Origin of the sequence: Modestobacter sp. VKM Ac-2979, assembly GCF_026967995.1 — a bacterium.
Classification (GTDB): Bacteria; Actinomycetota; Actinomycetes; order Mycobacteriales; family Geodermatophilaceae; genus Modestobacter.
Genome location: NZ_JAPVBO010000003.1, coordinates 178831 through 204229 on the forward strand (window position 1 = coordinate 178831; position 25399 = coordinate 204229).

General features: G+C 72.2%; 20 protein-coding genes. 9 read left to right on the forward strand and 11 right to left on the reverse strand.

Features of this window, described 5'->3' with window-relative positions:
- Positions 1 to 54: 54 nt before the first annotated feature.
- The gene (locus tag O2W15_RS09740; protein WP_269179262.1) at positions 55 to 1953 is read right to left on the reverse strand and encodes an amidohydrolase; all 1899 of its coding nucleotides are present in this window, start codon (positions 1951 to 1953) and stop codon (positions 55 to 57) included.
- A 189-nt stretch (positions 1954 to 2142) separates the two neighbouring features.
- Here O2W15_RS09740 and O2W15_RS09745 point away from each other — a divergent pair, with 189 nt between their 5' ends.
- Complete coding sequence (locus O2W15_RS09745; protein ID WP_269179263.1) at positions 2143 to 3117, forward strand: helix-turn-helix transcriptional regulator; 975 nt, start codon at positions 2143 to 2145, stop codon at positions 3115 to 3117.
- Positions 3118 to 3183: 66 nt separating this feature from the next.
- On the opposite strand, the gene O2W15_RS09750 is transcribed toward O2W15_RS09745, so the two are convergent.
- The gene (locus O2W15_RS09750; RefSeq protein WP_269179264.1) at positions 3184 to 5058 is read right to left on the reverse strand and encodes an amidohydrolase; all 1875 of its coding nucleotides are present in this window, start codon (positions 5056 to 5058) and stop codon (positions 3184 to 3186) included.
- Between the two features lie 369 nt (positions 5059 to 5427).
- Here O2W15_RS09750 and O2W15_RS09755 point away from each other — a divergent pair, with 369 nt between their 5' ends.
- Positions 5428 to 6444, forward strand: coding sequence for a helix-turn-helix domain-containing protein (locus O2W15_RS09755; RefSeq protein WP_269179265.1), 1017 nt, complete (start codon positions 5428 to 5430; stop codon positions 6442 to 6444).
- A 6-nt stretch (positions 6445 to 6450) separates the two neighbouring features.
- Here the strand turns inward: O2W15_RS09755 and O2W15_RS09760 are convergent, their stop codons facing one another.
- Together O2W15_RS09760 and O2W15_RS09765 are read right to left on the reverse strand one after the other, a co-directional pair.
- A complete protein-coding gene (locus tag O2W15_RS09760; protein WP_269179266.1) occupies positions 6451 to 7413 on the reverse strand; it encodes a helix-turn-helix domain-containing protein in 963 nt (320 codons plus the stop codon).
- Positions 7414 to 7714: 301 nt separating this feature from the next.
- Entirely contained in the window at positions 7715 to 8488 is a 774-nt protein-coding gene (locus tag O2W15_RS09765; RefSeq protein WP_269179267.1) for a TPM domain-containing protein, read from the reverse strand.
- Positions 8489 to 8919: 431 nt separating this feature from the next.
- On the opposite strand from O2W15_RS09765, the gene O2W15_RS09770 reads away from it, so the two are divergent.
- Positions 8920 to 10281, forward strand: coding sequence for an acyltransferase family protein (locus O2W15_RS09770; RefSeq protein WP_269179268.1), 1362 nt, complete (start codon positions 8920 to 8922; stop codon positions 10279 to 10281).
- A 232-nt stretch (positions 10282 to 10513) separates the two neighbouring features.
- Here the strand turns inward: O2W15_RS09770 and O2W15_RS09775 are convergent, their stop codons facing one another.
- The 5 genes from O2W15_RS09775 to O2W15_RS09795 all read right to left on the reverse strand — a co-directional run bounded on the left by O2W15_RS09775 (position 10514) and on the right by O2W15_RS09795 (position 15234).
- Entirely contained in the window at positions 10514 to 11404 is an 891-nt protein-coding gene (locus O2W15_RS09775) for a polysaccharide deacetylase family protein (RefSeq protein WP_269163152.1), read from the reverse strand.
- 48 nt (positions 11405 to 11452) lie between these two features.
- Complete coding sequence (locus O2W15_RS09780; RefSeq protein ID WP_269179269.1) at positions 11453 to 12421, reverse strand: asparaginase; 969 nt, start codon at positions 12419 to 12421, stop codon at positions 11453 to 11455.
- 149 nt (positions 12422 to 12570) lie between these two features.
- A complete protein-coding gene (locus tag O2W15_RS09785; protein WP_442928873.1) occupies positions 12571 to 13569 on the reverse strand; it encodes a YihY/virulence factor BrkB family protein in 999 nt (332 codons plus the stop codon).
- Positions 13570 to 13783: 214 nt separating this feature from the next.
- On the reverse strand, positions 13784 to 13957 hold the full coding sequence (locus tag O2W15_RS09790; protein WP_269179271.1) for a hypothetical protein: 174 nt from the start codon (positions 13955 to 13957) through the stop codon (positions 13784 to 13786).
- Positions 13954 to 15234 (reverse strand): glycerophosphodiester phosphodiesterase, encoded by a 1281-nt coding sequence (locus tag O2W15_RS09795; protein ID WP_269179272.1) that lies wholly within the window; start codon positions 15232 to 15234, stop codon positions 13954 to 13956. The genes O2W15_RS09790 and O2W15_RS09795 overlap by 4 nt, the downstream gene beginning before the upstream one ends.
- A 123-nt stretch (positions 15235 to 15357) precedes the next feature.
- On the opposite strand from O2W15_RS09795, the gene O2W15_RS09800 reads away from it, so the two are divergent.
- The 6 genes from O2W15_RS09800 (at position 15358) to O2W15_RS09825 (ending at position 22683) form a co-directional block, all read left to right on the forward strand.
- Positions 15358 to 17292, forward strand: coding sequence for an acyl-CoA dehydrogenase family protein (locus O2W15_RS09800; protein ID WP_269179273.1), 1935 nt, complete (start codon positions 15358 to 15360; stop codon positions 17290 to 17292).
- A gap of 138 nt (positions 17293 to 17430) precedes the next feature.
- Complete coding sequence (locus O2W15_RS09805) at positions 17431 to 17721, forward strand: hypothetical protein (RefSeq protein WP_269179599.1); 291 nt, start codon at positions 17431 to 17433, stop codon at positions 17719 to 17721.
- A 173-nt stretch (positions 17722 to 17894) separates the two neighbouring features.
- Positions 17895 to 18695: a tyrosinase family protein gene (locus tag O2W15_RS09810; RefSeq protein WP_269179274.1), complete on the forward strand. Its 801-nt coding sequence runs from the start codon at positions 17895 to 17897 to the stop codon at positions 18693 to 18695.
- 10 nt (positions 18696 to 18705) lie between these two features.
- Entirely contained in the window at positions 18706 to 19227 is a 522-nt protein-coding gene (locus tag O2W15_RS09815; protein ID WP_269179275.1) for a hypothetical protein, read from the forward strand.
- Positions 19228 to 19360: 133 nt separating this feature from the next.
- Positions 19361 to 20752 (forward strand): DUF2252 domain-containing protein, encoded by a 1392-nt coding sequence (locus tag O2W15_RS09820; RefSeq protein ID WP_269179276.1) that lies wholly within the window; start codon positions 19361 to 19363, stop codon positions 20750 to 20752.
- A gap of 425 nt (positions 20753 to 21177) precedes the next feature.
- Positions 21178 to 22683 (forward strand): hypothetical protein, encoded by a 1506-nt coding sequence (locus tag O2W15_RS09825; RefSeq protein ID WP_269179277.1) that lies wholly within the window; start codon positions 21178 to 21180, stop codon positions 22681 to 22683.
- 438 nt (positions 22684 to 23121) lie between these two features.
- Here the strand turns inward: O2W15_RS09825 and O2W15_RS23985 are convergent, their stop codons facing one another.
- On the reverse strand, positions 23122 to 23409 hold the full coding sequence (locus tag O2W15_RS23985) for a transposase (RefSeq protein ID WP_442928874.1): 288 nt from the start codon (positions 23407 to 23409) through the stop codon (positions 23122 to 23124).
- Positions 23410 to 23542: 133 nt separating this feature from the next.
- Complete coding sequence (locus tag O2W15_RS09835) at positions 23543 to 25276, reverse strand: BCCT family transporter (protein ID WP_269179278.1); 1734 nt, start codon at positions 25274 to 25276, stop codon at positions 23543 to 23545.
- Positions 25277 to 25399 lie beyond the last annotated feature (123 nt).

Sequence of the window (25399 nt, forward strand, 5' to 3'; positions counted from 1 at the left end):
GCAGGCGGCGCCGTGCCGAGCGCGGCGCCGCCTGCCCCTACGAGCCGCTGGACCTCACGCGCGGCCGCTGTGCTGCCGGGACATCAGCTCCTCGTTGGCGCGGCAGCAGCACCCGGCGCCCTTCGTGCTGCACGCCACCGACGACTGGTGCCGGTAGGCGGCGACCTTCGCGGCGCCGGCGCGCATGCCCGGCGCCGTCGACGTGGTGGCGTCGTACACCACCTGGCCCCCGAACACCGTGCCGATGACCTGGTGCCCGGTGATCTCCTCCGCGGTCCTCGCCTGGAGGAGGTCGCCGTCCAGGATCGTCACGTCGCCGGCGAAGCCCGGCCGCAGCTGGCCCTTCCAGCCCTCGGCGTGGTCCTGCCAGGCCGGGGTGCAGGTGTAGGAGCGCAGCGACTCCTCGATCGTGATGGCCTGCTCGATCCCGCCCAGCTTGCCGTCGAAGCCGAGACGGGTGACCGCGCCGGCGACACCGATGAGCCAGTCGGGGGTCACGACGGCGGCGTCGGACGCGCTCGACGCCTTGACGCCGGCGTCGAGGGCCGACCGGAAGGGCCACTGGTAGTCGACGCGCTCGGGGCCGATCGTGGAGTCGAAAAAGCGGCTGTAGACCTGCTTGATCGTCGGGTTGAAGCTGACCCCGATGTCGTTCGCGGCCATCAGCTCCAACGTCTTCAGCGGCGTGAGGTCGCCGTGGATGACGTAGTGGCGCAGCGCGTTGGTCCTCGTGGCGAGGTACCCCGCGACGACCGCGTCGATGGCCGCGTCCCCGGTGGCGTGGGTGCCGACCTGGAAGCCGTTCGCCGCGGCGACCGCGATGATCTCCCGCAGGGACGCCAGCCGCTCGGCGTCGTCCTCCCCGGCGCTGAGCAGGTGGCCGTTGCGCCCGTCGAGGAACGGCTCGTACAGCCACGAGGTCGCGGCGTCGGTGGGCACGCCGTCCGCCAGCACCTTGACCTCGCCGACGCGCAGCATGCGCGGGTCGTCGTCCCGCGTCGACGTGAGGCCGCTCAGGGTCTCCTGGAGCGCGGCGGCCGTCTGGCCCGCCCGGAGCATGAGGTTGAAGCGGAGCTTCAGCGAGCCGTCCCTGATCTTGCCGCGGTAGAGCTCCACCTGGTCGAGGCTGACGCCCGGGTCCGTGAGGCTGGTGATGCCCAGCGAGTGCAGGACCGAGGCGGCGAAGTCCATCGCCTCGGAGATCTCGGCCGGCGTGTACGGGGGGACGGCGGCGGCCACGAGACCGCTGGCGGACTCGCGGAAGATGCCGGTGGGCTCACCGGCGGCGTCCTTCTCGATGGTGCCGCCGGAGGGAGTGGGGGTGTCCCGCGTGATGCCCGCGAGCTGCATCGCCTTGGAGTTGGCGGCGAGCGCGTGGTGGGAGATGTCGGACATGTAGACCGGGTGGTCGCCGGACACGGCATCGAGGACGTCGCGGGTCGGCAGCCGGTCCAGCCGGGTGCCGTCCCACCCGCTGGCCCGGATCCACGAGTCCGGGGTCGGTGCCTCGGCGACGGCCTGGGCGATGACCGCCGCGATCTCCGCGACCGTCGGCTTGGCGACGTCGTAGCTGTAGATCCTCGGTCCTGCGAAACCGAAGTTGCTGGCCTCGAAGCCGAACCCGTTGAAGTGCAGGTGGCCGTCGTTGATGCCCGGCAGGACCGTGCCCCCGCCGGCGTCGACCACGTTCGTGCCGCGGTGCACGAGCCTGGCCATCTCCCGGTTGCTGCCGACCGCGACGATGAGCCCGTCCTTCATCGCCACCGCCTCGGCGCAGTCGCGCCGGCGGTGCATGGTCAGCACCTTGCCGTTCATGACCACGGTGTCCGCTCCCCGACGGGACCGGGGACCGGCGTGTGCCGCGGTCGGGCTCGCGACGGCGAAGCCCGTCGCTGCGGCGACGCTGGCGGCGACCTTGAGTGCGCTGCGGCGGGTGATCTGGTGTTCGTCCATGGATCGCTCTCATCCGTCGAGTTGGCCGATGTGCCTCGTGCGCCAACTGCGATCCCGATCGAACGGCTAGGTTCGCGCTTGCGAGGTGTCCAAGTTCATACGGGGGAGAGCCGTCCCCGGGGTCAGACCGTGCCGCCCCGGACGAGGGCAGTGCCGCCGGGGTCAAGGTCGCTGGAGGTCATCGACAGCATGGACCGAGGACGACGACCGGTGCGGGTGCTCGAGGGCTACCTCGACACCCGCCGCGGAGACCAGCGAGCGCGCGACGCCGTCGTCGTGCAGTGCGACACCGACGTCAGGGTCGCGCGGCAGTGGCGGATGCGGGACGTCGACTGCTGTCTGCTCGAGGGGAGCGTCGTCGACGTGGCGCCGTACCGGCACGAGCCCGTCGAGGACGTCGCCGCCGAGAGCCCCGGGTTCGTCTTCGGCTACGTCGTCGCCGGGGCGATGCGGATCACCCAGGACCGTCGGGCGGTGGACCTCGGGAGCGGGCAGGTCGCCCTGTACGACGGGGTGACCCCGTTCGCCCTGCGCTCCGAGGCGCCGCACCGGTACCTGGTGGCGCACGTCCGCGACCAGGCGCTGCGCATCCGCCGGGACGACCGGGACGCACTCGTCGCCCGCGATCTGTCCGCCTTCGCCGGTGCTGCTGCACTGGGCGCTCTGCTCGCGACGATGGTCGACGCGGACCGGCCGCCACCGCCGGCGGCCGGACAGCACCTGGGCGACGCCGTGCTCGCGTGCCTGTCCGCGATCGTCGCCGAGTCCCGGGGAACGGCGGTCGGGGAGCGCTCCACGATGCTGTTCGGCGAGCTCACGGACTGGCTGGACCTCCGGCTGGCCGACCACCTGCTGACGACCGAGGCCCTGGCCGCCGCCCACTTCCTGTCGACGCGCTACATCCGGAAGCTCTTCGCCGACCACGGGACGACGGTCACGGGGTACATCCGGACCAAGCGGCTCGAACGGATCCGCGAGGAGCTGCTGCACCCGCGGAACGTCGACGTCCCCGTGTCGGCCCTCGCGGCGCGGTGGGGCTTCCGGGACCCGAGCGTGTTCTCGCGGGCGTTCACCCGCGAGTTCGGGGAGGCTCCCCAGACGTTCCGCCGGACGGCGATCCGGCACGGCCTGGGGCAGCAGCCGCGGAGCGACCGGCCCACCTGACCGGCCTCGCTGTACCGCGCGCCTCTGGCCGCCACCCGTCGGGTGCCGGCCAGAGGCGTCCGATCGTCAGCAGTGGGCGCACATGCTCCCGGCGGGCGGACGGGTCGCCCAGCTCGCACCTGAGGCTGCGGCCGCCTCGTGGCGCTGTGCGGCGTCCTCGGAACTGAAGACGACGTTGCCGCCGACCACCGTCAGGTCGACGCCCAACCCCGAGATCTCCTCCGCCGGCACGGCCAGCCGGCCGTGCTCGTCGACCAGACGTCCGTCCAGGACGCACACGTCCCCGGCCATGCCGTCCGCCAGGGAACCCTTCCAGTCGTCGGCCCGGTCCTGCCATGCGCCGGCGGTGGTGTAGGTGTGCAGTGCCGCCGTGAGGTCGATGCGCTCCTCCGGACCGGAGACCCGGCCGGACACACCTTCGCGCAGCAGCACCGTCTCCAGTCCCTGGCGCCAGTCCGGGGCGACGTTGGGGGAGTCCGAGGAGCTGGTCACGTTCAGCCCCGCCCGCAGGGCGGACGCGTAGGGCGTCTGGTACGCCGCGCGGACGTCGCCGACGACCTCGGGCTGCCCGTCGGCGATGAGGTGCTTGATGTTCGGGTTGAAGCTGATGCCGCACCCGTTCGCCGCGAGCTCGCGCAGCGTCTCGGGCCAGGCGAAGTCCCCGTGGATGACGTAGTGCCGTAGGCCGAGCGGGTCGTGCCCACCCAGCACGGCGGCGTAGGCGGCCGAGACGGCGTCGATGGCGGCGTCGCCGGTGGCGTGCGTACCGATCTGCAGGCCCGCTCCGTGCACCAGGGCGATCATGCGGCCGAGTTCCGCGACCTTCTCCTCGTCGGTCGCCCCCTCCGTCACCATGCCGCCGCGACCGCCACCGACGTAGGGCTCCCGCATCCAGGCCGTCCGGCTCGCGATGGGCACCCCGTCGGCCCGGAGCTTGACCCCGGAGATGCTGAACCGGTCTCCGATCGGCTCGGTCGTACCCGTGCCCGCGAGGATCTCCCGGACCTGCTCCGCGTTCACGGGATAGGTGTCGTCCGATCGGCTGAGCAGCGCCGTGACCCGGAGCTTCAGCCTCCCTGCTGCGTCGAGGTCCTCGTAGATCCCGCGCTGCAGAGCGCCCACGCCGGGCTCGGTGTAACTGGTGATGCCCTGGCTGAGCGCCAGGGCGATGTTCTTCTCCAGGGCACCGGTCTGCTCTTCCCGGGTGAACGCCGGGATCCGCTGGGTGACCAGCCCCATCGCCGTCTCGAACAGCAGTCCCGTCGGCTCTCCCGCGGCGTCCTTGACGATGACGCCGCCCACCGGTGGCTCCGTCGTCGCGGTGATGCCCGCGAGCTCGAGGGCCCGGCTGTTGGCCCACAGCTGGTGGTTCGACCAGTCCAGCAGGGCGACCGGGTTGTCCGGCGCGACCGCATCGAGGTCCTGGCGCGTCGGGGGCCGGCCCTCGGCGAACTCCTCCTGGTTCCAGCCCTTGCCGCGCACCCAGCTCCCGGGCGCGGCGGCGGCCGCGGCGGCGCCGACCGCCTGCGCGATCTCGGCGATCGAGGACACCGCCGCGGGGCCCACGTCGATGTTGTACGGGGGCAGCGCGAGGCCGGTCCGGATGCCGTGCAGGTGGGCGTCGTTGATGCCCGGGAGCGCCGTCCGGCCCCGGAGGTCGACGACGGTCGTCCGGCGCCCGATCCATCGACGCATCGCCGCCGACCGGCCCGCGGCCACCACCACGCCGCCGCGGATCGCGATCGCCTCGGCGACCGTGGACCGGCAGTCCATGAGCAGGACCTGCCCTCCGGTGAGGACCAGGTCAGCGGCCTCCCGGCCGGAGCGGGTCGACGCACCCGCGGCGAACGCGGGCTGAGTGCCCGAGGCGGCTGCCACGCCGGCCACGGAGGTGGCGGCGACCTGGATGAACCTGCGTCGGGAGAGGGGACCTGCGCTCATCGGATTCCTCGGGGTCGTGGTCGAGTGGCGGGCGCCTGGGGAGGCGGCGGCCACGCCGAGCGCTGGCGGCGGTCGGCTCGTGCAGCAGCGCACCCGCTCGGTGCACTGCCCGGATCCCCCGAGCGTAGGAAGCAGCCCGATGGCGGCCTTGCACGTCGCGGCACAGGACTTGGCCGCACCGGCACAGCCCGGCGCGTCGGCGCCGCTGTGTCGTCCGGCGTCCAGGCGGGCGGTGCTCGGAGCACCTGCGCCGCCGCCGCAGCGGCCGTCCCGGGAGCCAGGATGTGACGTAGCCTACGTCGCAAGGCGCGGATGACCCGCGGGCCGTTCTGCCGGGTCCCGGCCGGTGGACGAGCGTGGGGAGACCCGATGAGCGACGCGGTCTGCACGGGGCGGAGCACGGCGCCGACCTGGTCCTTCGAGGCCTTCCAGGAGGCCGTCTCCGCGACGTTCGTCCCGCTGTCGGCCCAGATCAGTGCCGAGGCGGGCTTCGCGGGACGCGTCGTGCAGGCGGACGTCGGGCCGCTGCACCTCGCCGAGGTCACGGCCGGTCAGCACGTCGTCCGCCGGACCAGCCGCCTCGTCCGACGTCCGGACCCCGACTTCTACAAGCTGAGCCTCCAGGTCGAGGGGCGCGGCATCCTGTCCCAGGACGGCCGGGACGCCGTGCTCCGCCCCGGGGACCTCGCCCTCTACGACACCACCCGGCCGTACACCCTCCGGTTCGACGCGCCCTTCCGGATGGTCGTGCTGATGTTCCGGCGTCCGCTCCTGCGGCTCCCCGAGGCGTCGGTGCGGGTCCTCGCCGGGCAGCGGATCGACGGTGACCACGGCCTCGGGACGCTCGTCGGGCCGTTCCTCTCCGGGTTGCCCGGGCAGCTCCGCCGGTGCGCCCCCGGTGCCGGCGCCAACCTGGCCGACGCCGTGCTGGACATGCTCGTCGCCGCCCTGATGGACGAGCTGGAGGGCGCTGCCCTGCCCGTGCCCGGGAGTCGCCAGGCGGCCCTCCTGCACCGGGTGAAGGCCTTCATCGAGGAGCGGTTGGCCGACCCGGAGCTGGACCCGGCCACGATCGCCGTGGCGCACCACATCTCGCCGCGCTACCTGCGGAAGCTGTTCGAGTCCGAGGGGGAGAGCGTGGGTCGGTGGATCAGGAGGCGGCGGCTGGAGCAGTGCCGGCAGGACCTCACGCGCCCGGAGCTGCTCGACCAGCCACTGCACACGGTGGCTGCCCGGTGGTGCTTCACCGACCCCGCCCACTTCTCCCGGCTCTTCAAGGCCACCTACGGCCAGTCCCCGCGGTCGTACCGCTCCGGCCGACCCGACGCCGCGCCCGGTCCGCGGCCGGCCAGCGCTGACCGCCGTCCGCACCACCTCGCTGGCTGAGCCGGTTCAGCCGGGCGACGTCGCGAGGAGGCCGGCGGCGGCCCGCTCGCGGTGCTCACGAGGACTGACGCCGTGACGACTGCGGAACGCCTTGCTGAGATGGGACGGGTCGACGATCCCCCAGCGACGGGCGATCGCGGCCACCGGCTCTCCCCGCCGGACGGGGTCCTCGAGGTCACGGCGCACCCGGTCCAGCCGCCGGCCGCGGACGTGGCCGGCGACGGTGAGCGCGTGCCGGCTGAAGACCTTGTGCAGGTGACGGGTGGAGACGTGGTGCGCGGCGGCGATCGTGCCGGGGGAGAGGGACGGGTCGCCGAGCCGGTCGTCGATCCACCGCAGGACGGCCTCGAACAGCTCATCACGGTGACCGCCGCCTCCCGCGGCCGCCCGCACGTGCCCCGCCAGCAGTCCGGTCACCGCGTCTGCGGCCTGCAGCCGCTGCTGGGCCGACAGCCCGGCGAACTGGTCGGGGAGCTGGGCCAGCAGGCCGGCCAGCACCCGGGCCGAGGGGGACGCGGCCAATGCGTCGTCGGCGGCGGCCGTGCGCAGCACCTCCTGGCCGACGCCCAGGACCGAGGGGGTCACCTCGAGGAGGAGGTAGCGATAGGGACCGCGGACCTGCAGCCGGAACGGCCGGTTGCGGGAGTAGAGCACCACCCGGTCCGGGGCCAGCAGCACCGTTCGGTCCTCGCCGCCGGGCCCGCACTGCTGCAGCGTCCCCTCGCCCTCGAACAGCACGCCCAGACAGTGGCCGGGGAGGCGGCGGGTGGCCGGGACCGGGGTCACCACCACGTCGGCACGGTCACGGAAGTCGCAGGCCGGGATCCGGCCCAGGTGCCAGGAGCGTGCACTCAGCCCCGCCCACTGCGCCGGGCCGTGCAGGAGGACGGCGTCCGGCGCCACCGACCCGGCCGCCTCGCCCAGGTAGCCCTGGACGACGGTGCCGCGCGGTCCCCTCACCTGCTCCACGGTCGCCTCCGTCTCCGGTCGTCCCCTCGGCGCCGGTGGGGGTCCTGGTCCGTCATGTGTCCGCCTGCGGGGTGTCGGCGCCGTCCGGGGCACGGGGGTGGCCGGCTTCCCGGCAGGCCCGTTCCGGTGCACAGATGGCAGCACACCGACCAGTGGTCGATCTTGTCCGTGGCGGTCCTGCGGTTGACCCGGATGGCCCAGTTGCCCTGGCCCTGCACCGCCACGCCAGGGGCTGCGCCTGTCCACAGGCGGGGGTCAGGACTCGCGGGCGTGGTGGCGAACGGCCCAGCCGCGCGCGCGGCTACCGCGGTGAACTGCTCGAGGCGTTGCGACGGGAGAGGAGGTGACCGCTCACGAGCACGACCGCCAAGAGGCCGATCACGACCAGCGTGGTCGTCCCCGACCACGGCAGCGTGTTCCCCGACGCGTTGTCCCTGCGCGCCATGGTGCTGTCTCTCGCCGTGTCGGAGCCGGCCTCAGCGGCGGAGTCAGGTGCAGTTCCGGAGTCGGTCGCAGTTCCGGAGTCAGGTGCAGTCCCGGACCCGGCCACTGCCTCCGAGCCGGCCGCCGTCTCGGAACCGGCCGCCGGCGTCTCCGCGCCCGCCGGCGTCTCGGCCAGGGACCGGAGCTGCTCGGCCAGCGTGACGACCGCCTGGGTCCAGTCGCGCGCCGCCAGGTCCGGGACCACCTCACTGGCCAGCACGGCGTCGACGTCCGCCACGGGCAGCGGGAACCCCTCGGCCACCCACCACCCGTAGTCGTAGGTGCCCCCTCCGACGGCCACGGCGAGGAGGATGTCCGAGTCACCGAGTCCGGACAGTTCGGCGGTGCGTTGAGCCCATTCACCGGCCGGCACGGCGTCGAAGTCGGAGACGAAGACGGTGTGGAGACCGATGTCGCGTTTGGCCTCCAGCCGGTCCACGGCCTGCTGGACGACCTGTCGATCGGCAGCACCGATCACGACGCTGTCATCCGTGAGCTGACCCGACACCGGCCTCGGCGGGCCGGCCGATGCCGGCCCGGCGGCGAGGAGCACGAGCACCAGTGCACCGAGGACCGTCCATGTCCTGCGCATCCCATCATCTCCAAGGTCCATCGAGGCCGGGCTCCTGTCGGGGCGGCACAGTGTGCACGGCCGTGGCCGTGTGCGGTCACGTCCGGCTCACCGCGTCCAGGGGGCGTACGAGCCGATCACAGGTCGGTTGACCCGTGCAGGGTTCGGCGTGGAGGCCGTTTCCGGATGGGTCGTCGTCCTTCCCGGACCGCCCCCCGCACAGGGAGCGGCCGGGTGCAGGCTCTTCGGGCCGGCTGACCGCACCCTCCCGCTACGTCGAGATGCCTGACGGTGACGGAACGTTAATCCGCCGGATGCGCCATCCAGCGGGTGGCCGCGCTGCGAACGCCCTTCGTGCGAGGGACGACGACTCGGTCATGGCACCGGGTCAGGGATGCCCAGCCATGTGCGGAGAGTGAGCGAATGTCGTCACGTGACAGCGGGATCAGCCGATGAGCGCCGAATCGGAGACCGCACCGTCCCCGCAGCAGGGGCCGGGATCGACGGTGACCGCGGCGCCGGCTGTGAGGGACTCCGTCGGCGGCGTCTCGGGGCTCTCGCACGCGTGCGACCCGGTCCCGTCGGGCGACGTCGCCGGGACGCCGCCGAGCACCGCGGAGTCGCTGCGGTCGACGCCCCGGCTGGTCGGCATCGACGCTGCCCGTGGCATCGCCCTGGTCGGGATGATCGCGGTGCACCAGTTCGAGGCGACCGACGCGGACGGGACCGCGTCCCTGGCCTGGACCCTGGCGGCAGGCAAGTCAGCGGCGCTGTTCGCCCTGCTGGCCGGGGTGGGCATCGCCTTCACCACGGGTGGCCGCCGGCGACGGCCGACGGGACGGACGTGGACGGCCCAGGCGGCGTCGCTGCTGGTCCGCGCCCTCATCATCGGCGTGGTGGGGCTGGCCCTCGGCCACCTCGTCCCGACGGACTCGGCCGGGGTGATCCTCCCGTACTACGCCGTCCTGTTCGTGCTCGCCGTCCCGCTGCTGTCCCTGTCCATCCGTGCCCTGGTGGTGCTGGCGACGGTGATCGTGCTCGCCGTCCCCGTCCTCAGCCATCTGCTCCGAGCCGGCACCGCACCGGTGATCGTCCCCAACATGACCGTCACCGACCTGGTCGACCACCCACTGCAGGTGCTGGTCGAGCTCACCGTCACCGGCCAGTACCCGGCGCTGGCGTGGCTGGCCTACCTGTGCGTCGGGCTCGCCGTCGGTCGCGCCGCGCTCTCCAGCCGGGCAGTCGTGGGGGCGGTGGTCCTGGTCGGTGGCGCACTGGTCGTCGTCTCGATGACCGTGTCCTGGCTGCTGCTCGACGTCCTCGGCGGCCGCGCGCGGCTCGACCAGGTGGCCCTGCAGTCGATGACGCCGCAGGAGTACGCCGACGTCACGACGTCCGGGTGGAACGGGACGACCCCGACGGACACCGGCTGGTGGCTGGCCACGAGGGCGCCGCACTCCAGCACGTCGTTGGACCTGGCCTACACGATCGGCGTCGCGCTGGTGGTGCTCGGAGCGTGCATCCTGCTCGGGCGCATGACGACCACGCTGCTGCGGCCCCTGGCCGCAGCCGGGAGCATGACGCTGACCCTCTACTGCACGCACCTGGTGATGCTCAGCGCGCCCGCCGTCCCCGGTGGACCGACCGGCTTCCTGCTGCAGGTCGCGGTGCTGGTGGCGTTCGCACTCCTCTGGAGCCGCGGCCACGCCCGGGGCCCGTTCGAAGAGCTCGTCGCCGAGGCTGCCGGCGCCGTCCGCAGGAAGGTCCTGGCCGCACCGAGGACGGAGCACCGCGGCGCCCACCGCAAGCACTGAGACCGGGCGGGGTGACAGGCGTGGGCCGGGCTCTGCAACACCCACTTCTGGGTCGACCGGACGGCGGGCATCACGGCGGCGGTGTACACCCAGACCCTGCCGTTCGTCGCGCCCGAGGTGCACCAGGTCCACGTGGACGTGGAGACAGCTCTGTACGACGCCCTCTGAGTGATCGAGGGTGGGGTGCCCAGGTGGGTCCAGCCCGCCTCCGGGAGGGAGGTTGCAGCGAGGTCTACGGCCGGCCACCGGTCCGCGGGAAGCGGCTGAGGAAGTCATCAGCGATCTGGTCGAAGGTCGCCCACCGGACGCCGTCGTGCCCGTTGATGTGCTCGATGAGCCGTTCGAGCATGAGCAGCACCTGCGGGCGCCCGGAGACGTCCGGGTGGATGGTCATGGTGAAGGCCGCGTGGTCCATCTCGCGGTGCACCCAGTCGAACTGGTCGCGCCACATCTGCTCGATGTCCCGCGGGTTCACGAAGCCGTGGCTGTTCGGACTGGACTTGATGAACATCATCGGCGGCAGGTCGTCCAGGTACCAGTTGGCCGGGATCTCGACCAGGTCGGTCTCCTCCCCGCGGACCAGCGGCTCCATCCAGCTCTCCGCCGACGCCGAGTAGTCGATCTTCGTCCAGGAGTCACCAACCCGGACGAAGTAGGGCTCGAAGTCCCGGTGCATCAGGGAGTGGTCGTACTTGATGCCGCGCTCGAGCAGCAGCTCGTTGGTGACGCCGCTGAACTCCCACCAGGGGGCCACGTACCCGGTGGGACGGCGCCCGGTCCGCTCCTCGATCAGCTGGATGCAGCGGTCGAGGACGGCCTGCTCCTGCTCCCGGCTCATCGCGATCGGGTTCTCGTGGCTGTAGCCGTGCACGCCGATCTCGTGCCCGGCTGCGACGCACGCCTCGAACTGCTCCGGGAACGTCTCGATCGAGTGCCCCGGCCAGAAGAACGTCTGCGTCAGGCCGTACCGCCGGAACAGCTCCAGGATGCGCGGGACACCGACCTCGCCGGCGAACACGCCGCGGGAGATGTCGTCCGGGGAGTCCTCCCCGCCGTAGGAACCCAGCCAGCCGCCCACGGCGTCGATGTCGACGCCGAAGGCCACGAGGATCTCCTTGCTCATCGTCGGCACGCTCCTTCGATCAGGTCGCCCCGGGCCGGGGCGGTGGGGTCAGCCGGTGAGGTGCTGGGTCAGCACCCGCCGTGGGTCGTCGGGGGAGAGGGCGAGCGCTGCGGCCAGCAGCAGCCGCCCCTGCCACGGGCTCAGGTCACCGGCGAACACGGCCCCGCCTCGGGCCAGCCGGGCACCACCGGCGGCGTAGAGGGGGGCGACCGGGCCCGACGGCACCCGCGAGCAGACCAGCACCGGGACCCCGCCGGCGACGAGCTCCTCGGTGGCCTCGGCGATCGCCGGGGGGACGTTCCCGGCGCCGAGGGCCTGCAGGACGAGCCCGGCGGCGCCGGCGGCGACCGCGGCGTGCAGCAGCGCCGCGTCCGCGCCGAGGTGGCAGGTGACGACGTCGACGCGTGGCAGTTCCGCCCGCAGGTCGAGCGGCAGGGGGGACGGACGCGGCGGCCTGGCCAGCGGCAGCACCGACTCGCCGGCCAGCCGGATCACCGGCCCTCGCCCGGGTGCCCCGAACGCACCGCCGCGCAAGGTGTCAATCTTGCGCACTCCGCGGGCGGCGAAGGTGAGGCCGTCGAAGCAGAGAAGCACACCGAGGTCCCGGGCGGCGGGGGCGGAGGCGACCCGCAGCGCATCGGCGAGGTTGGCCGGACCGTCGGGCGCCGGGCTGTCGAAGGGGCGCTGCGCACCGGTGAAGACGATCGGGCGCGGGTCGTCGTGCACGAGATCGGCGAGGTACGCGGACTCCTCCATGGTGTCGGTGCCATGGGTGACGACGACGCCGTCCACGCCGTCCGCCAGGCAGCGCCGGGCCGCGGCCACCAGGTCCCGCAGGTCCGACGTCGTCAGGGCGAAGCTCGCCACGGTGCCGAGGTCGCTGGTCGTCACGGACACACCGGCGGGGGAGCGGGCCGCGGCGAGCAGCTCCGCGGCGGGGATGACCGCCGCGAGCCCGTCCGGTCCCTGCCGGCTGGCGATGGTGCCGCCGGTGGCGAGCAGGTGTACCCGTCCCACGCGACCTCCTCACCGGACCTGGCGCGACCATGGGCGACGACGTGCCCACGGTCCTCCGCTCGTCGCTCGTCGGCGACCGGAGCGACGCACCGGGTGCGAGACGACGGTCGGGGGAGACGGCTCCCGCCGTCCGCAGGGGGGTGAGGGCTTCATCGTTCGCCCGGGTACGGCGGTGCGCTGTCGGCCACGACCGCCCCGCGCTCACCAAGCGGCTGCTCCGGTCCGACCGTCGAGTCGTGGGTCGTCTCGCGTTCGGTCTCGGCGTTCACCGCTGCGCCCACGATGATCAGGAACACGGTCACCCACAGCCAGACCATGCTGATCGCCACGCCGGCGAGGCCGCCGTAGGTCGTGTGGTACGTGCCCAGGCGCTCGACATAGGCGAAGAACCCGAGCGTGGTGGCCAACCACAGGAGCGTCGCGACGGTCGAGCCCCCCGTGGTCCACCGCCAGCGGGCCTCCTTGCGATCAGGGGCCACCCGGTACAGCACGGCGAGCGCCGAGGTCATGAGGGCGGCCAGGCACAGCCAGGCGAGCACGGGCGAGAGCGTGCGGACGAAGTCCGGAGCCGCGGCGAGCGATCTCGAGACGACGCCGGCCGCAGTGACGAGGGCACCCAGGACGAGAGCACCACCGAGGACGAGGAGGACCGCGAGGCCGCCGCGACGGAGGAAGCCCCGGGTCTCGGTCTCGTGGTAAGCGAGGGTCAGCCCGTCGATCAGGTAGGTCATGGCGGTCGTCGCCGTCCAGAGCGCGACCACCAGCCCGGCGAGCCCGCGCCAGGTGAGCACGTGCGTCGAGGCGGCGGTGATCGTCGTGAGCTGATCGGCCACCATCGGCCGGAGTTCGGTGGGGAGCATCCCGGTCACGCGGGACAGTTGCTGGAGCGCCCCCTCCGGGGTGTTGACCGCGCCGTAGACCGATATCGCCGTCACCAGCACCGGGGCGATCGACAGGATGGCGAAGAACGCCACCGCTGCGCTCTGCACCATCAGCCGATCGCTGATCACGTGCACCCGGACACGCCGGAGGATGCGGCGCCAGCCGAGGGCGGAGATCTTCCGGGGCGAGTCGGCGTCGCTGGCCGGGGGACGACGGCCAGGCGCTGCCGTCCGCGTCCCGCGCCCGTCTCCCCGAGCCGACACCATGGCTCATCTCACCTGCGGCCGCTGCAGGCCGCAACACCCCGCTGCCCGTGCGGCTGTGGCGGATCGCCACGGCGCTCGCCGACGTGGTGCGAGTCAGCGGCGGGCCATCGCCTCGCGCACCTGCCGCAACGACGGGTTGGTCAGGTACTCGCTCCCGACGACCACGGTCGGCGAGAGCTCGGCAGCGGACTCACGACCCCTGCCTCCCGGTGCCTCAGGCGGTCTGGTCGGCCTCGGCGGAGACCACGGCTTCCTCGCGGCTGGGGAACGGCCCGGCGGTGCGGCCGTCCGCGCGGCGCGTCCACCGGTAGCCGTCCGGGGCCTGCTCGACGAGGTAGCCGTCCGGGTCGGCGGGGCCGTGGCCCGGGCGCTCGTACGGGTCGGTCATGCGAACACCACGTTCCTGAAACGGGCCCCGGCGAACGCGCTGCCGAGGTGGACGACGGGCACGGGGCGGCAGGTGGTGTCCGCCACGGTCAGGGTCTCGGCGACGGTGTCCGCGCGCGTGAAGGAGAGCCCAGCGCCGGTGACGGTGATCCGCAGCCGGGCGTACGTGCCCGGCGTCGGCGCCGTTCCCCCCGACGAGGACGCCAGCGTGGTGGCGACCCCCTCGAGGACCCGCTGGACGTCCAGGCTGCCGTCTCCCCGCACGGTGAAGAGGTAGCCGTTGACGCCGGGCGATGACCGGGACGACGGTCGGTACGGGTGGTCGTCGGTGCTCAGCAGGACGGACCCACCGCTCCTGCGGCACGTCCCGTCCACCCGCACGTCGAGGTGCAGCGTGAACGCCGCCGGGTCCGGCGGTGCGAGGAAGCCCATGAGCGTGGAGTGGACGGTGTCCGAGGCGTCGGAGCCCCAGGACGAGTCGTCCGGGTGGAACCGGCCGCGGCTGGTGTCCGGCAGCATCCCGGGCAGCCAGGTCTGTCGGGCGAAGAGGTCCGAGGCGCGGCGGTCCGCGTCCCCGGCGACGTAGCGGGGGTCGTCGGAGAAGAATGCGTCCACGCCGGCGGCGACGACGGCGTCCCGCTGGTGCCGGCGGTTCACCGTGTAGCAGGCCACCCGGATCCCCGCCGCATGGGCCGCGTCGCAGATCTCCGGCGTGACACGGCCCGCTGGCGGGCCGATCCAGCCGATGCCCTCGGCGGCGGCCCGGGCGACGTCGGTGCTGCCGAGCCAGATGACGCTCCACCCCCGGGACAGCGCCAGCCGGCAGTCGGCGAGGGCGAAGGACTGGAGCAGCACGGACGCCGGGCGGACACCGTGCCGCTCGAGCTCGTCGATCATCGGGCCCATCGCGTCGCTGCTCTTGGCCTCGGCGCAGAGGAGGACGCGGTTGCCGAACTCGGTGAGCACCTCCTCGAACAGGGGAGGGCGCAGCCCGTCGGGCCAGCCTCCGCCGAGGGTGACCGAGGCGTCGATGTCCAGCTGCTTCCAGGTCACCGACGTGTGGTCGGCGACGTTGCCGCTGGAGGTGGTCATCCGGTCCACGGTGCCGTCGTGCATGACGCCGAGACCGCCGTCGGCGAGCCTCGACACGTCCTGCTCGATGACCGCCGAGCCCTGGCCCACCGCGACCCGGTAGCCCTCCATCGTGTGCTCGGGCACCTGCAGGGACCCGCCGCGGTGGGCGATGACGAACGGCCGGCTCAGGTCGGCGAAGTCCACGCGCGACCTTAAGCCTGCCGCTCGGGCCCGCGCGCCGGCGGGCACGATCACCGCCGCCCTGCTGCTCGCACCGACGGCGCCGAGAACCGTTGTCCCACGGGCGTGCAGGGGTGATGCTGGTGCATGGCGTCGCAACCGTCCTACGAGCAGTCGAAGCAGGTCGCCGAGTCCAGCCGCGAGACCGAGTGGACCCAGCCGTCGTTCGGCAAGCAGCTGTTCCTCGGCGACTTCCGGCTCGACCTCGTCCATCCGCAGCCGGGGCTCGACGGGGCCGCGGTGGAGAAGGGCGAGGCGTTCCTCGAGCGCCTCCGCACGTTCCTCACCGAGCACGTCGACCGGCAGCGGATCGAGCGCGAGGCGAAGATCCCCGACGACGTCCTCCGGGGCCTCGGGGAGCTGGGTGCGCTCGGCATGAAGATCCCCGAGGAGTACGGGGGCCTCGGGCTGAGCCAGGTGTACTACAACCGGGCGCTGGCCATGGCCGGCACGTGGCACTCGTCGATCTCGACACTGCTCTCCGCGCACCAGTCGATCGGCCTGCCCGAGCCGCTGCGGCTGTTCGGCTCCGAGGAGCAGAAGCGCCACTGGCTGCCCAGGCTGGCCAGGGACCACATCTCGGCGTTCCTGCTCACCGAGCCGGACGTCGGCTCGGACCCGGCGCGGATGAGCACGACCGCCGTCCCGACCGACGACGGCACCGGCTACCGGATCAACGGCACCAAGCTGTGGGCGACCAACGGCGCCATCGCCGACGTGGTCGTGGTCATGGCCGTCGTCCCGAGGTCGGACGGCCATCGGGGCGGCATCACCGCGTTCCTCTGCCCGTGCGACCGCGCGGGCATCACGGTCGAGCACCGCAACGAGTTCATGGGCCTCCGGGGCATCGAGAACTCGGTGACCCGATTCGACGACGTCGTCGTCCCCACCGAGGACGTGATCGGTGGCGAGGGCAAGGGCCTGCGGATCGCGCTCACCACGCTCAACACCGGCCGCCTGTCGCTGCCGGCGTTCTGTTCCTCGGCGGTGACGTACTCGCTGAAGATCGCCCGCGAGTGGTCGGCCGAACGGAGGCAGTGGGGGCGGCCGATCGGTGAGCACGACCCGGTCGCGCAGAAGCTCGCCTGGCTGGCGGGGACGGCGTTCGGCCTCGAGGCGGTGCTCGACGTGTCCAGTCGCCTGGCCGACGACAAGCGCAACGACATCCGCATCGAGGCAGCCCTGGCCAAGCTCTACTCGTCCGAGCTCGGCTGGTCCGCCGTCGACGAGATGGTCCAGATCCGCGGCGGTCGCGCCTACGAGACCGCCGAGTCGCTCGCTCGGCGCGGCGAGAAGCCGGTGCCGGCCGAGCAGCTGCTGCGGGACATGCGGATCAACCGGATCTTCGAGGGCTCCACGGAGATCATGCACCTGCTGATCGCCCGCGAGGCCGTGGACGAGCACCTGAGGGTCGCGGGGGACCTGGTGCTCGGGAAGGCCCGCCCCGCCGAGAAGGCCAAGGCCGCCGCCAAGGCGGGGGCCTTCTACGCCCGGTGGCTCCCGACGCTGGCCACCGGCGCCGGGCAGCGCCCCGGCTCCTACGCCGAGTTCGGGGAGCTGGCCAGGCACCTGCGCTACGTCGAACGCCACTCCCGCAAGCTCGCCCGCTCGACCTTCTACGCGATGGGCCGACACCAGGCCCGCCTCGAGCAGAAGGGCCACCTGCTCGGCCGGATCGTCGACATCGGAGCCGAGCTCTACGCGATCTCGTGCGCCTGCGTGTACGCGGACACCATCGGGAGCGAGCAGCCCGCCCGCCGGCAGGAGGCCGCGGAACTGGCCGACCTTTTCTGCCGTCAGGCCCGTCGTCGCGCCGATCGGCTGTTCGCGGAACTGTGGGACAACGACGACCGAGACCAGTACCAGGCCGCCCAGCAGGTGCTCTCCGGCCGGTACACGTGGTTCGAGGAGGACGTGCTCGACCCGGCCGGTGACGGCCCGATGATGCCGACGCACGAACCACCGGCAGCCGAGCAGTTCGACGAGCCTGCGCCCACGGTGCCGGCCGCGCCCGCCTCGTAGCGCGCTGCGGGAGCGGAGACCGATGAGCTGTGCGGGTCCGCGCCGTCTGGACTCACGTCACGCACCGCACAAGAGGAGGGGCCCGGTGTCGCGGCGCGCGCCATCGCCGACCGGCTCACCACCGGCCACGTCCTCGCGATCGACAGGTCCGCCACGGCGATCAGGCAACTGGAGGCCCGCTCTGCCGAGCACATCGCCTCCGGTCGGCTGAGCGCACGCCACGTCGCGATCGAGGACTTCACCTTGGACGACGGCGACGAGCCGTTCGACCTCGTCGTCGCCTTCCGAGTCGGTGCGCTCGACGGCCGTCACCCCCGAGCCGGGGAAGCGGCCCTGGCACGCATCGTAGCGGCGACCCGTCCGCACGCCCGGCTCTTCATCGACGGCGGGAGCCCCCTCCGCGAGGTCCCCGTCCCCAGGTCCGCCTGACCGACGGCAGGCGCCGCAGCGCAGTCAGGCCTGCGGGCTCGGAGCGGCTGATCTCCTCGGCGCAACTGCGCGGGGGAGCAGCTGCGGGAGAGGATCCCGGCAGGTGATGGACACCTCGGCCGCCAGCCGCGACGATGACCACAGGTCGGGAGCGATGCGGCGGAGGAGTGCCCGTGGGGCTGCGGAAGAACGCCGAGAACCTGACGCCGTCGGAGTTGGTCGACCTGCGCGAGGCGTTCGAGGCGCTCTACCAGATCGACGACGATCGCGGCTACGGCTTCTTCGCCGGGATCCACGGCCTGCCGCTCCCGGTCTACTGCGAACACGGGACCGCGCTCTTCCTGCCGTGGCACCGGGCGTACCTCTTCCACTTCGAACGGGCGCTCACGGCAGCCCTGCGCCGCGCGCGTGGGGACGAGACGGTCGAGGTGGGTCTCCCGTGGTGGGACTGGTCGTCGGCGGTCTCGCACGACCGGGGCCTGCCAGCCCCGTTCCGATCAGCAACGGACGGTTCGACGAACCCGCTGAGCGCTGGTCCGGTCGTGCTCGCCCCCGACGATCTGGAACTGGTGCGGGAGAACCTCCCCGGTGCCATCAGCGAGGGCGACGACCCCCTCACGTTGCGCGACCCGGAGGAGCCCGCCGAACTGCCCCGGGACCCGACCGTGCAGCGCGCACTGCGTGCCACGACTTTCACCGACTTCAGTCGCATCCTGGAGAGCATCCACAACGGCGTCCACGGCTGGGTCGGCGGAGCCATGTCCGCAGCGCCGACCGCGGCCTTCGACCCGGTCTTCTGGGCGCACCACTCGATGATCGACCGGCTCTGGTACCTGTGGCAGCTCTCCCCGCGCAACAGCGATCCACCGGCCAGGGTGCTCCACCGAGCACTGCCGCCGTTCCCCACGACGGTGCGCGAGACCCTGGACATCTCCAGCCTGGGATACGAGTACGCCGCCCAGGTCATCGGCTGAGGAGGCCGCGATGGCGACGCTCGACAAGGCACGCGCGGGACGGGACGACGAGACCCGCGTCCTCCACCTCGCCTTCCCCGGGGACGTCCCCCCGGCGCCCTTCAGTCGCGCCGATCTGGTCATCACCGGCGTCGACCACTCGAGCACGTCCTACGAGGTCCGGGTCTTCCTCAACGACCCCGACGCCACCGCCACCACACCGCGCACGGCCGAACGCGGCTACGCCGGCCGCTACACCGTCTTCGGCCACGGCGGGTGCTACGGCGGCGAAGGACACTGCGACGCGCCGGCACCTGGTGAGGACCTCCGCCTCGCGCCCCCGCTGACGTCCTTCGACACCTACGTGACCATCACGGACGCCCTGCAGCGCCTCCTCGCCGCCGGCGATGCATTGCAGACCATCACCCTGGTGCCGGTGTCCCTGACCCCACGCCGCGCCGACCGCAGGCCTGCCCCGGAGCTCCTGCACCTCGACGACGTGACCCTGCAGACCTACCTCACGGCGACCGACGCCGACCGGGTCCTCACCTGATCAGCTCGCGGCTCCCATCGGTTCCCGCCCTGACGGTCGAGCGGCTGGCAGGGGAGGATGCACCGAGGGCCGAGAAGCGTCCGTCGACTGTCTGGGGAGTCCCGTGGCCGGTGCGCGACAGGGTGGGCACGTGGTGCTCACGGCAGCTGACGGCGAGGGCTACGGCTCGCTGCGTCGTCCCGCCACACCTCGCGCGGAGCGGTACGCCCTCGGGCGGTCGCTGCGCAAGCAGGTGCCCCGGTCCGAGCTCGGGCGGTGGAGTGCGCCGGTCGACCGGCCCGACGTGGTCGACCAGGTCCGGGAGTCCCACGTCGGGCGCGTGGAGCGCCTCGTCCCGGTGCGGGTGGCCCGGATGGCCGCCTCGCCCTACGGCTTCCTCCGGGGCACCGCGGGGGTGATGGCCGCCGACCTCGCCGGTCTCCCGGACACCGGGATCCGGCCGGTGATCTGCGGGGATGCGCACCTGGGCAACTTCGGCTTCTACGCCTCTCCAGAGCGTGACCTGGTCATCGACCTCAACGACTTCGACGAGGCGCATCCGGGTGCTTGGGAGTGGGACCTCCGCCGGCTGGCCGCGAGCGTCTGGGTCGCCGGGCGGCAGAACTCGGCCACCGAGGACCAGTGCGCGGACGCCGTCGCGTCCATGGGGCGCCGTTACCGGGAGCACGTGCGTTGGCTGGCCGGAGAGCCGCTGCTGGCACGGTCGTTCGAGCGGTTGGACGTCACGCGGCTGCACACCACGGTGGAGGACCGGTCGCTGCGGAAGGAGATCGAGCGCGCGTCCCGGCGTGCCCGCAAGCGGGTGAGCGACCGGGCGCTGCCCCGGTTCACCGAGGAGCGGGAGGACGGGCGGCGGATCATCGAGGAGCCGCCGTTGATCACCCGGCTCGACCGGGACGAGGCCGCCGAGGTGGTCGATGGACTGGACGGCTACGTCGACACGCTGCCGTCCCACTGGCGACGGGTCCTCAGCGGCTACACGGTCGTGGACGTCGCCCACAAGGTGGTCGGGGTGGGGAGCGTGGGGCTGCGTGCCTACGTGGCCCTGTGCGAGGGCAGCAGCCCGGACGACGTGGTGTTCCTGCAGCTGAAGCAGGCCCGCCGGTCGGTCGTGGCCCAGCACGTCCACGGCGAGTCGGCCTGGCACGCCCACCAGGGGCAGCGGGTCGTGGAGTACCAGCAGGCGCTGCAGACGGTCAGCGACCCGCTGCTGGGCTGGGCCACGATCGGGTCCCGGCAGTACTACGTCCGCCAGTTCAGGAACATGAAGGGCACGATCGCGGTCGACTCCCTCGACGCCGCGGCGCTGAGCGACTACGCGGGGGTGTGCGGCCGGCTGCTGGCCAAGGGGCACGCCCGGACCAGCGGCGCGTCGATGATCGCCGGCTACCTGGGCAAGTCCGACAACGTCGACGTGGCACTGTGCCGGTTCGCCCGCGCCTACGCCGACCAGACGGAGCGGGACCACCACACGCTCGTGCAGGCCGTCGCCCGCGGTGCGCTGCCCGCCGAGCCGGGAGCCTGATCAGCCAGCCTTGGCTGAGGGCGTACCCCTCGCGGCTTCCGGTCGGTGCGCGTGGTTTGCGTCCGAGACGAGTCCATGACATGCGCACACGCCTGGCGGTCGCCCGATGATCGTCGGTGTTCGAACGCGGTGTCTTGGACTGGTCTCAGCGCTCGACGTGCTGTTCGCCGAGGCCGAGGCCCGTGGGCGGCGCTCTCACGAACGGCTTCCCGCCGACACGGACGCGTGTGCGACGAGGCACCCGGGTCCGTGAGTCCCGGACGTTCGAACCACCATGCCGACCGCGGAATGTGACGGCGCACCGGACGCACTGGCAAGAAGTGCGTGGGCCCCGCCCGCACTGCGATAGGCCCTCGACACGGCGGTGAGGCAACGGCAGGCTGGCCGCCGTTTCGCGGTCTCGACGACTGGAAGCAGGGGGACCAATGGCGGGCCTGACCTTCTCCTACCGGCTGCCGCTGAGCTACGTCCGAATCACCGGGACGCGTACCGAGACCAGAGATTGGCTGAGCCAAACGACGACCGTGGACTCCGGCTCCGCCGTTACGACAGAAGACGGCGCTGATCTGCTGACCAGGTGTGTGGTCCGGCAGGCATCCGGCACCTCGGAGAAGCAGACAGCCGCGTGGACTCTCCTGGCAGACGGCCGGCTCACCGGCGCCGATGTCGCCACCGCGGCCGAGCCGCTCGCCGGATGGAAGGCGTCGCTGTCAGCAGGCCCAGCCGTGATGGGCGCCGCGGGTCCGCCGCTGCTGGCGGCAGGACCCCCAGGTTGGGTGGCGCTGGCCGGGCTCACCGGTGCGGCGGCGATCGGGGCGGGAATCGCCGGTGGCGGCCTGCTTGGGGTGATGGGAGGTGAGGGCCTTCGCGGCATCGACGTCCTCGGGGGCATCGACGACCAGCGGCCGCAGCCACCCGAGAAGGCGGACCCCGCGGCGTGGAAGGTGCACCCCGACTACGTCAAGGAGGACGAGAGTCGGGCGTACGTCCTTGCCGGCTACCGGGCGGCCGTGGCAGACGCTACGGCTGCTCACGCGGAGGCGGTCCGCGCGGCGATCGACTTCTCCCCGACCGGCGCACCACACTTCTGGGAGCACCGGGTCAGAACACTGGAACGCCTTCTCGCCTCGGCCAGTGTCGGCGCGGCTCACGCAGAAGCCGCGTACGCCGACTGGAAGGTCGGCAAGATCACGGTCGTAAGCGAGGACCACGACGAACGACTGCGCATCGATGTCCTGCCGACCGCAGAGGAGCTCGCAGAATGGGCCGCGGCCCCAGGCACCAGGACCTGTGCCTGGATCGAACTGGCTCGCCGGTTGCAGGTGGCTGTGACCGTCCGTCTGGAACGCGTCCTCGGCGACAACGGCGTCCTGCACCAGCAGGAGTACGAACCCATTGCGAGTGATGACGTCGTCCACTACCGGCAGCCGCGTCCTGCCGTTCTGGAGACGTGGAAGGTAAGCCCGGCTGGCATGGGGACTTATGAGCTGATCCGTATGAACGTGCAGCGGCTGTTGGTCGCCTACCCGGGCAACGAGGCGACGATCTCCCTTCGGTCGGACCGCAAGGCGAGTAGCGCTGCGGTTTTAACCCTGGGTGAGTCCGGAGCGCTGCTGAAGGTGGGCACCGAGCGAACCGATCCGGCGCTCCAGCGGGCCCACGACATCACGGCGCTCATTCCGGCGCTGAAGGAGGCGGCCGAGTCCGGCAGCGCACTGCGGACGGCTCTTTCGCCCCCCTCGCTGGTGGAGCGCGCTGCAGAAGCGGAGGCAGCGCAAGAACTCGGGTTCGTGCCTGCCCCCGATGATCCCCTCAGAGCACTGAAGGGGCAGGTTGCCGAACAGGAGCTGCGCGCCCGGTTGCGGCTGGCCGAGCAACTGGCGGTGACTACCTCCCCGCCTGTGTTCATGACAGTGCACGAGACGAGGTGATTGCCCAGGCTGGCGGCCTGATGACGGCAGCGCGATCGACGACAAGCCCCTGAGGCCGCCTCCGTACAGCCGGCAGACACTGACAGCGCCGGAGATGCCTCCGCCCCAGCCTCCGGGGGCGGACCCGACCGATGGCGGGCAAGCGGGCTATGAGCAGTGCGATGCCCGGGCCTGGGCTTCCGGTCGGCCACGCAGCCTGCCGGTCGGTCGCTCTCGACCATCCCCGACGGCGCAGCCTCAGACGCGGTGCTCCCCGTCGACTGCGCTGCCTTCCCGTGGCAGTCGGTTCGGGACTGGCGCAGCTTCAGTTGACGGCGGTTGGGACTGATCGGGCCGCGCCAGCGGCTTGATCAGTGAAGGCGAGTTCGTACATGACCGGAGTGGGCTTGCCGAGGGCGCGCTGACGCTGTCGGCGGTTGTAGCTGTGCTCAAACCGGATCACGATCGCGTCGTACCGCTTCTCGCGGTGCGCCAGCGCCGGCGGTCCAGGATGGTCTTCTGCAGGAGCGCGTGCCGCTTCTCTCGGCGCAGCTTCACGACCTCGTTCTGCTCGGCGCTGGTCTGCCCATCGACGACGTCGTCGTCGGTGTCAGCCTGCCGCGCCCAGCCACGCACCGACTCGACCGAGATGTCGAAGTCGGCAGCGACCTCGGCCTGGCTCAGGTCACTGCGGCGAACTACCCGGCCGACGTCACGCTCGAAGACGGGCGGGAACTTCTTGGGCACAGCGACATCCCCTCCACGAGACGAGATACCGCAGGACGAGTGTCAGTGAGGTCGCAGCGGTCCCGGTCGCCGACGCAGCACTCGGGGCGTCCGGTGACCCGGACGCCCCGAGAACGATCGGTTCGCCGCTGCCCTACTGCTGACCGGCCGGCTCACGGTCGGGGTCGGCGACCACCGGGACCCCGGGGGAGGTGGGCCCTGCTCCGTTCGGGTGCGGCATGTCGTGGAGGTGGGCGACGACGGCTCGCCGGACCTGCGGGTCCAGCGTCGAGGTGTACGGCTCCTGGCGGAGCTCGCGGACCAGGTTGACGCAGATGGCGATGAGCACGACCACGAAGGGGGTGGCCACCAGGATGGTGGCCGACTGGATGACCTCGAGCCCCCCGGCGAGGGTGAGCGCGGCGGCGACGGCCGCGATGCACATGCCCCAGAGGATGACCACCGCGCGGGCGGGCGAGGTCGTGCCCCGCTGGGAGAGCATGCCGAGGACCATGGAGGCGGAGTCGGCGCTGCTGACGAAGAACAGCGTGATCAGCACCATCACCAGCAGCACGGTGAGCGTGACCACCGGGAACTCACCGAGCAGGGCGAACAGGGCACCCTCGGTGCCGTCGTCGAGCAGGGCCTGGCTGAGCTCGGCCTGGTCGGTGAGCTCGAGGTGGGTGGCGGTGCCGCCCAGCACGCCGAACCACACGATGCTGACCATGGTCGGGATGATCATCACGAAGGTGACGAACTGCCGGATCGTGCGGCCGCGGGAGATGCGCGCGATGAACGTCCCCACGAACGGCGTCCAGGACATCCACCACGCCCAGTAGAACAACGTCCACCCGGCGAGCCACTCCTGGCCGCCCCAGGCCCCCGAGGCCAGGCTCATCGCGGGCAGGGCGGTCAGGTAGTCCCCGGTGGCGTCGGTGATGGTGTTGAAGACGTGCGTGGTCGGGCCCAGCACGAAGATGAAGGCGACGAGCAGGGCGGCCAGCACCACGTTGGTGTTGCTGATCAGCTTGATGCCCTTGTGCACGCCGCTGACCGCGGACAGGACGTAGAGCAGCGCCAGGCCGGCGATGATGGCCACGGCCACGCCGTTGTTGCGCGGGATGCCGTAGTTGGCCGCCAGACCGCTGTTGACCTGCAGTGCGCCGAGACCGAGCGAGGTGGCCGCGCCGAACACCGTGGTGAAGATGGCGAGGATGTCGACGGCACGGCGGATGCCCGTGCGCTTCTCGTTCACCAGCGGGACGACCGCGGAGCTGACCAGGCTCGGCCGGCCCTTGCGGAAGACGCCGTAGGCGAGGGCCATCGCCATGACGGCGTACATCGCCCAGGGGTGCAGGCCCCAGTGGAAGATCGTGTACTGCAGCCCCAGCCGGGCAGCCTCCGGGGTCCCGCCCTCCTCCAGACCGAGCGGGGCGGCGGCGAGGTGGGAGAGCGGCTCGGCGACGCCCCAGAAGAGCAGCCCGATGCCCATCCCGGCCGCGAAGAGCATGGAGATCCACGAGCCCGTGCTGAACTCCGGACGCTCGTCGTCCTTCCCCAGCCGGATGCGTCCGTAGCGGGACAGCGCCAGGAACCCCGCGAGTGCGACGAACCCCGAGCTGGTCACGACGAAGACCCAGCCGGCGTTGGTGATGACCGTGCCGAACGCGGCGCTCACCGCGTTCGAGAGGCTGTCGCTGGCGAGCACCCCCCAGAGTGCGAACGCCACCACCAGCGCCAGGGAGACGCCGAAGACGACCCGGTCGGTCTGCGGCGGGGCAGTGGGCTCACGGGTGGCGGTCGACGCGGTGCCAGCCGGCGCGTCACCCGTCGGCCCGGCACTCGGGGAGCTGGAGGATGAGACCGGCTCGGGACCCGGGTGTTCCATGGCTCTCTCCTACTGTTGCGTAGTACGCGACCAGGTGCGCATGAGGGAACCAGACGGCTCACCCTGGAACAAGTGGGAAAAGTGACCTGGAACACAAAAGCTGCGCGCGTCGACCCAGCGTGT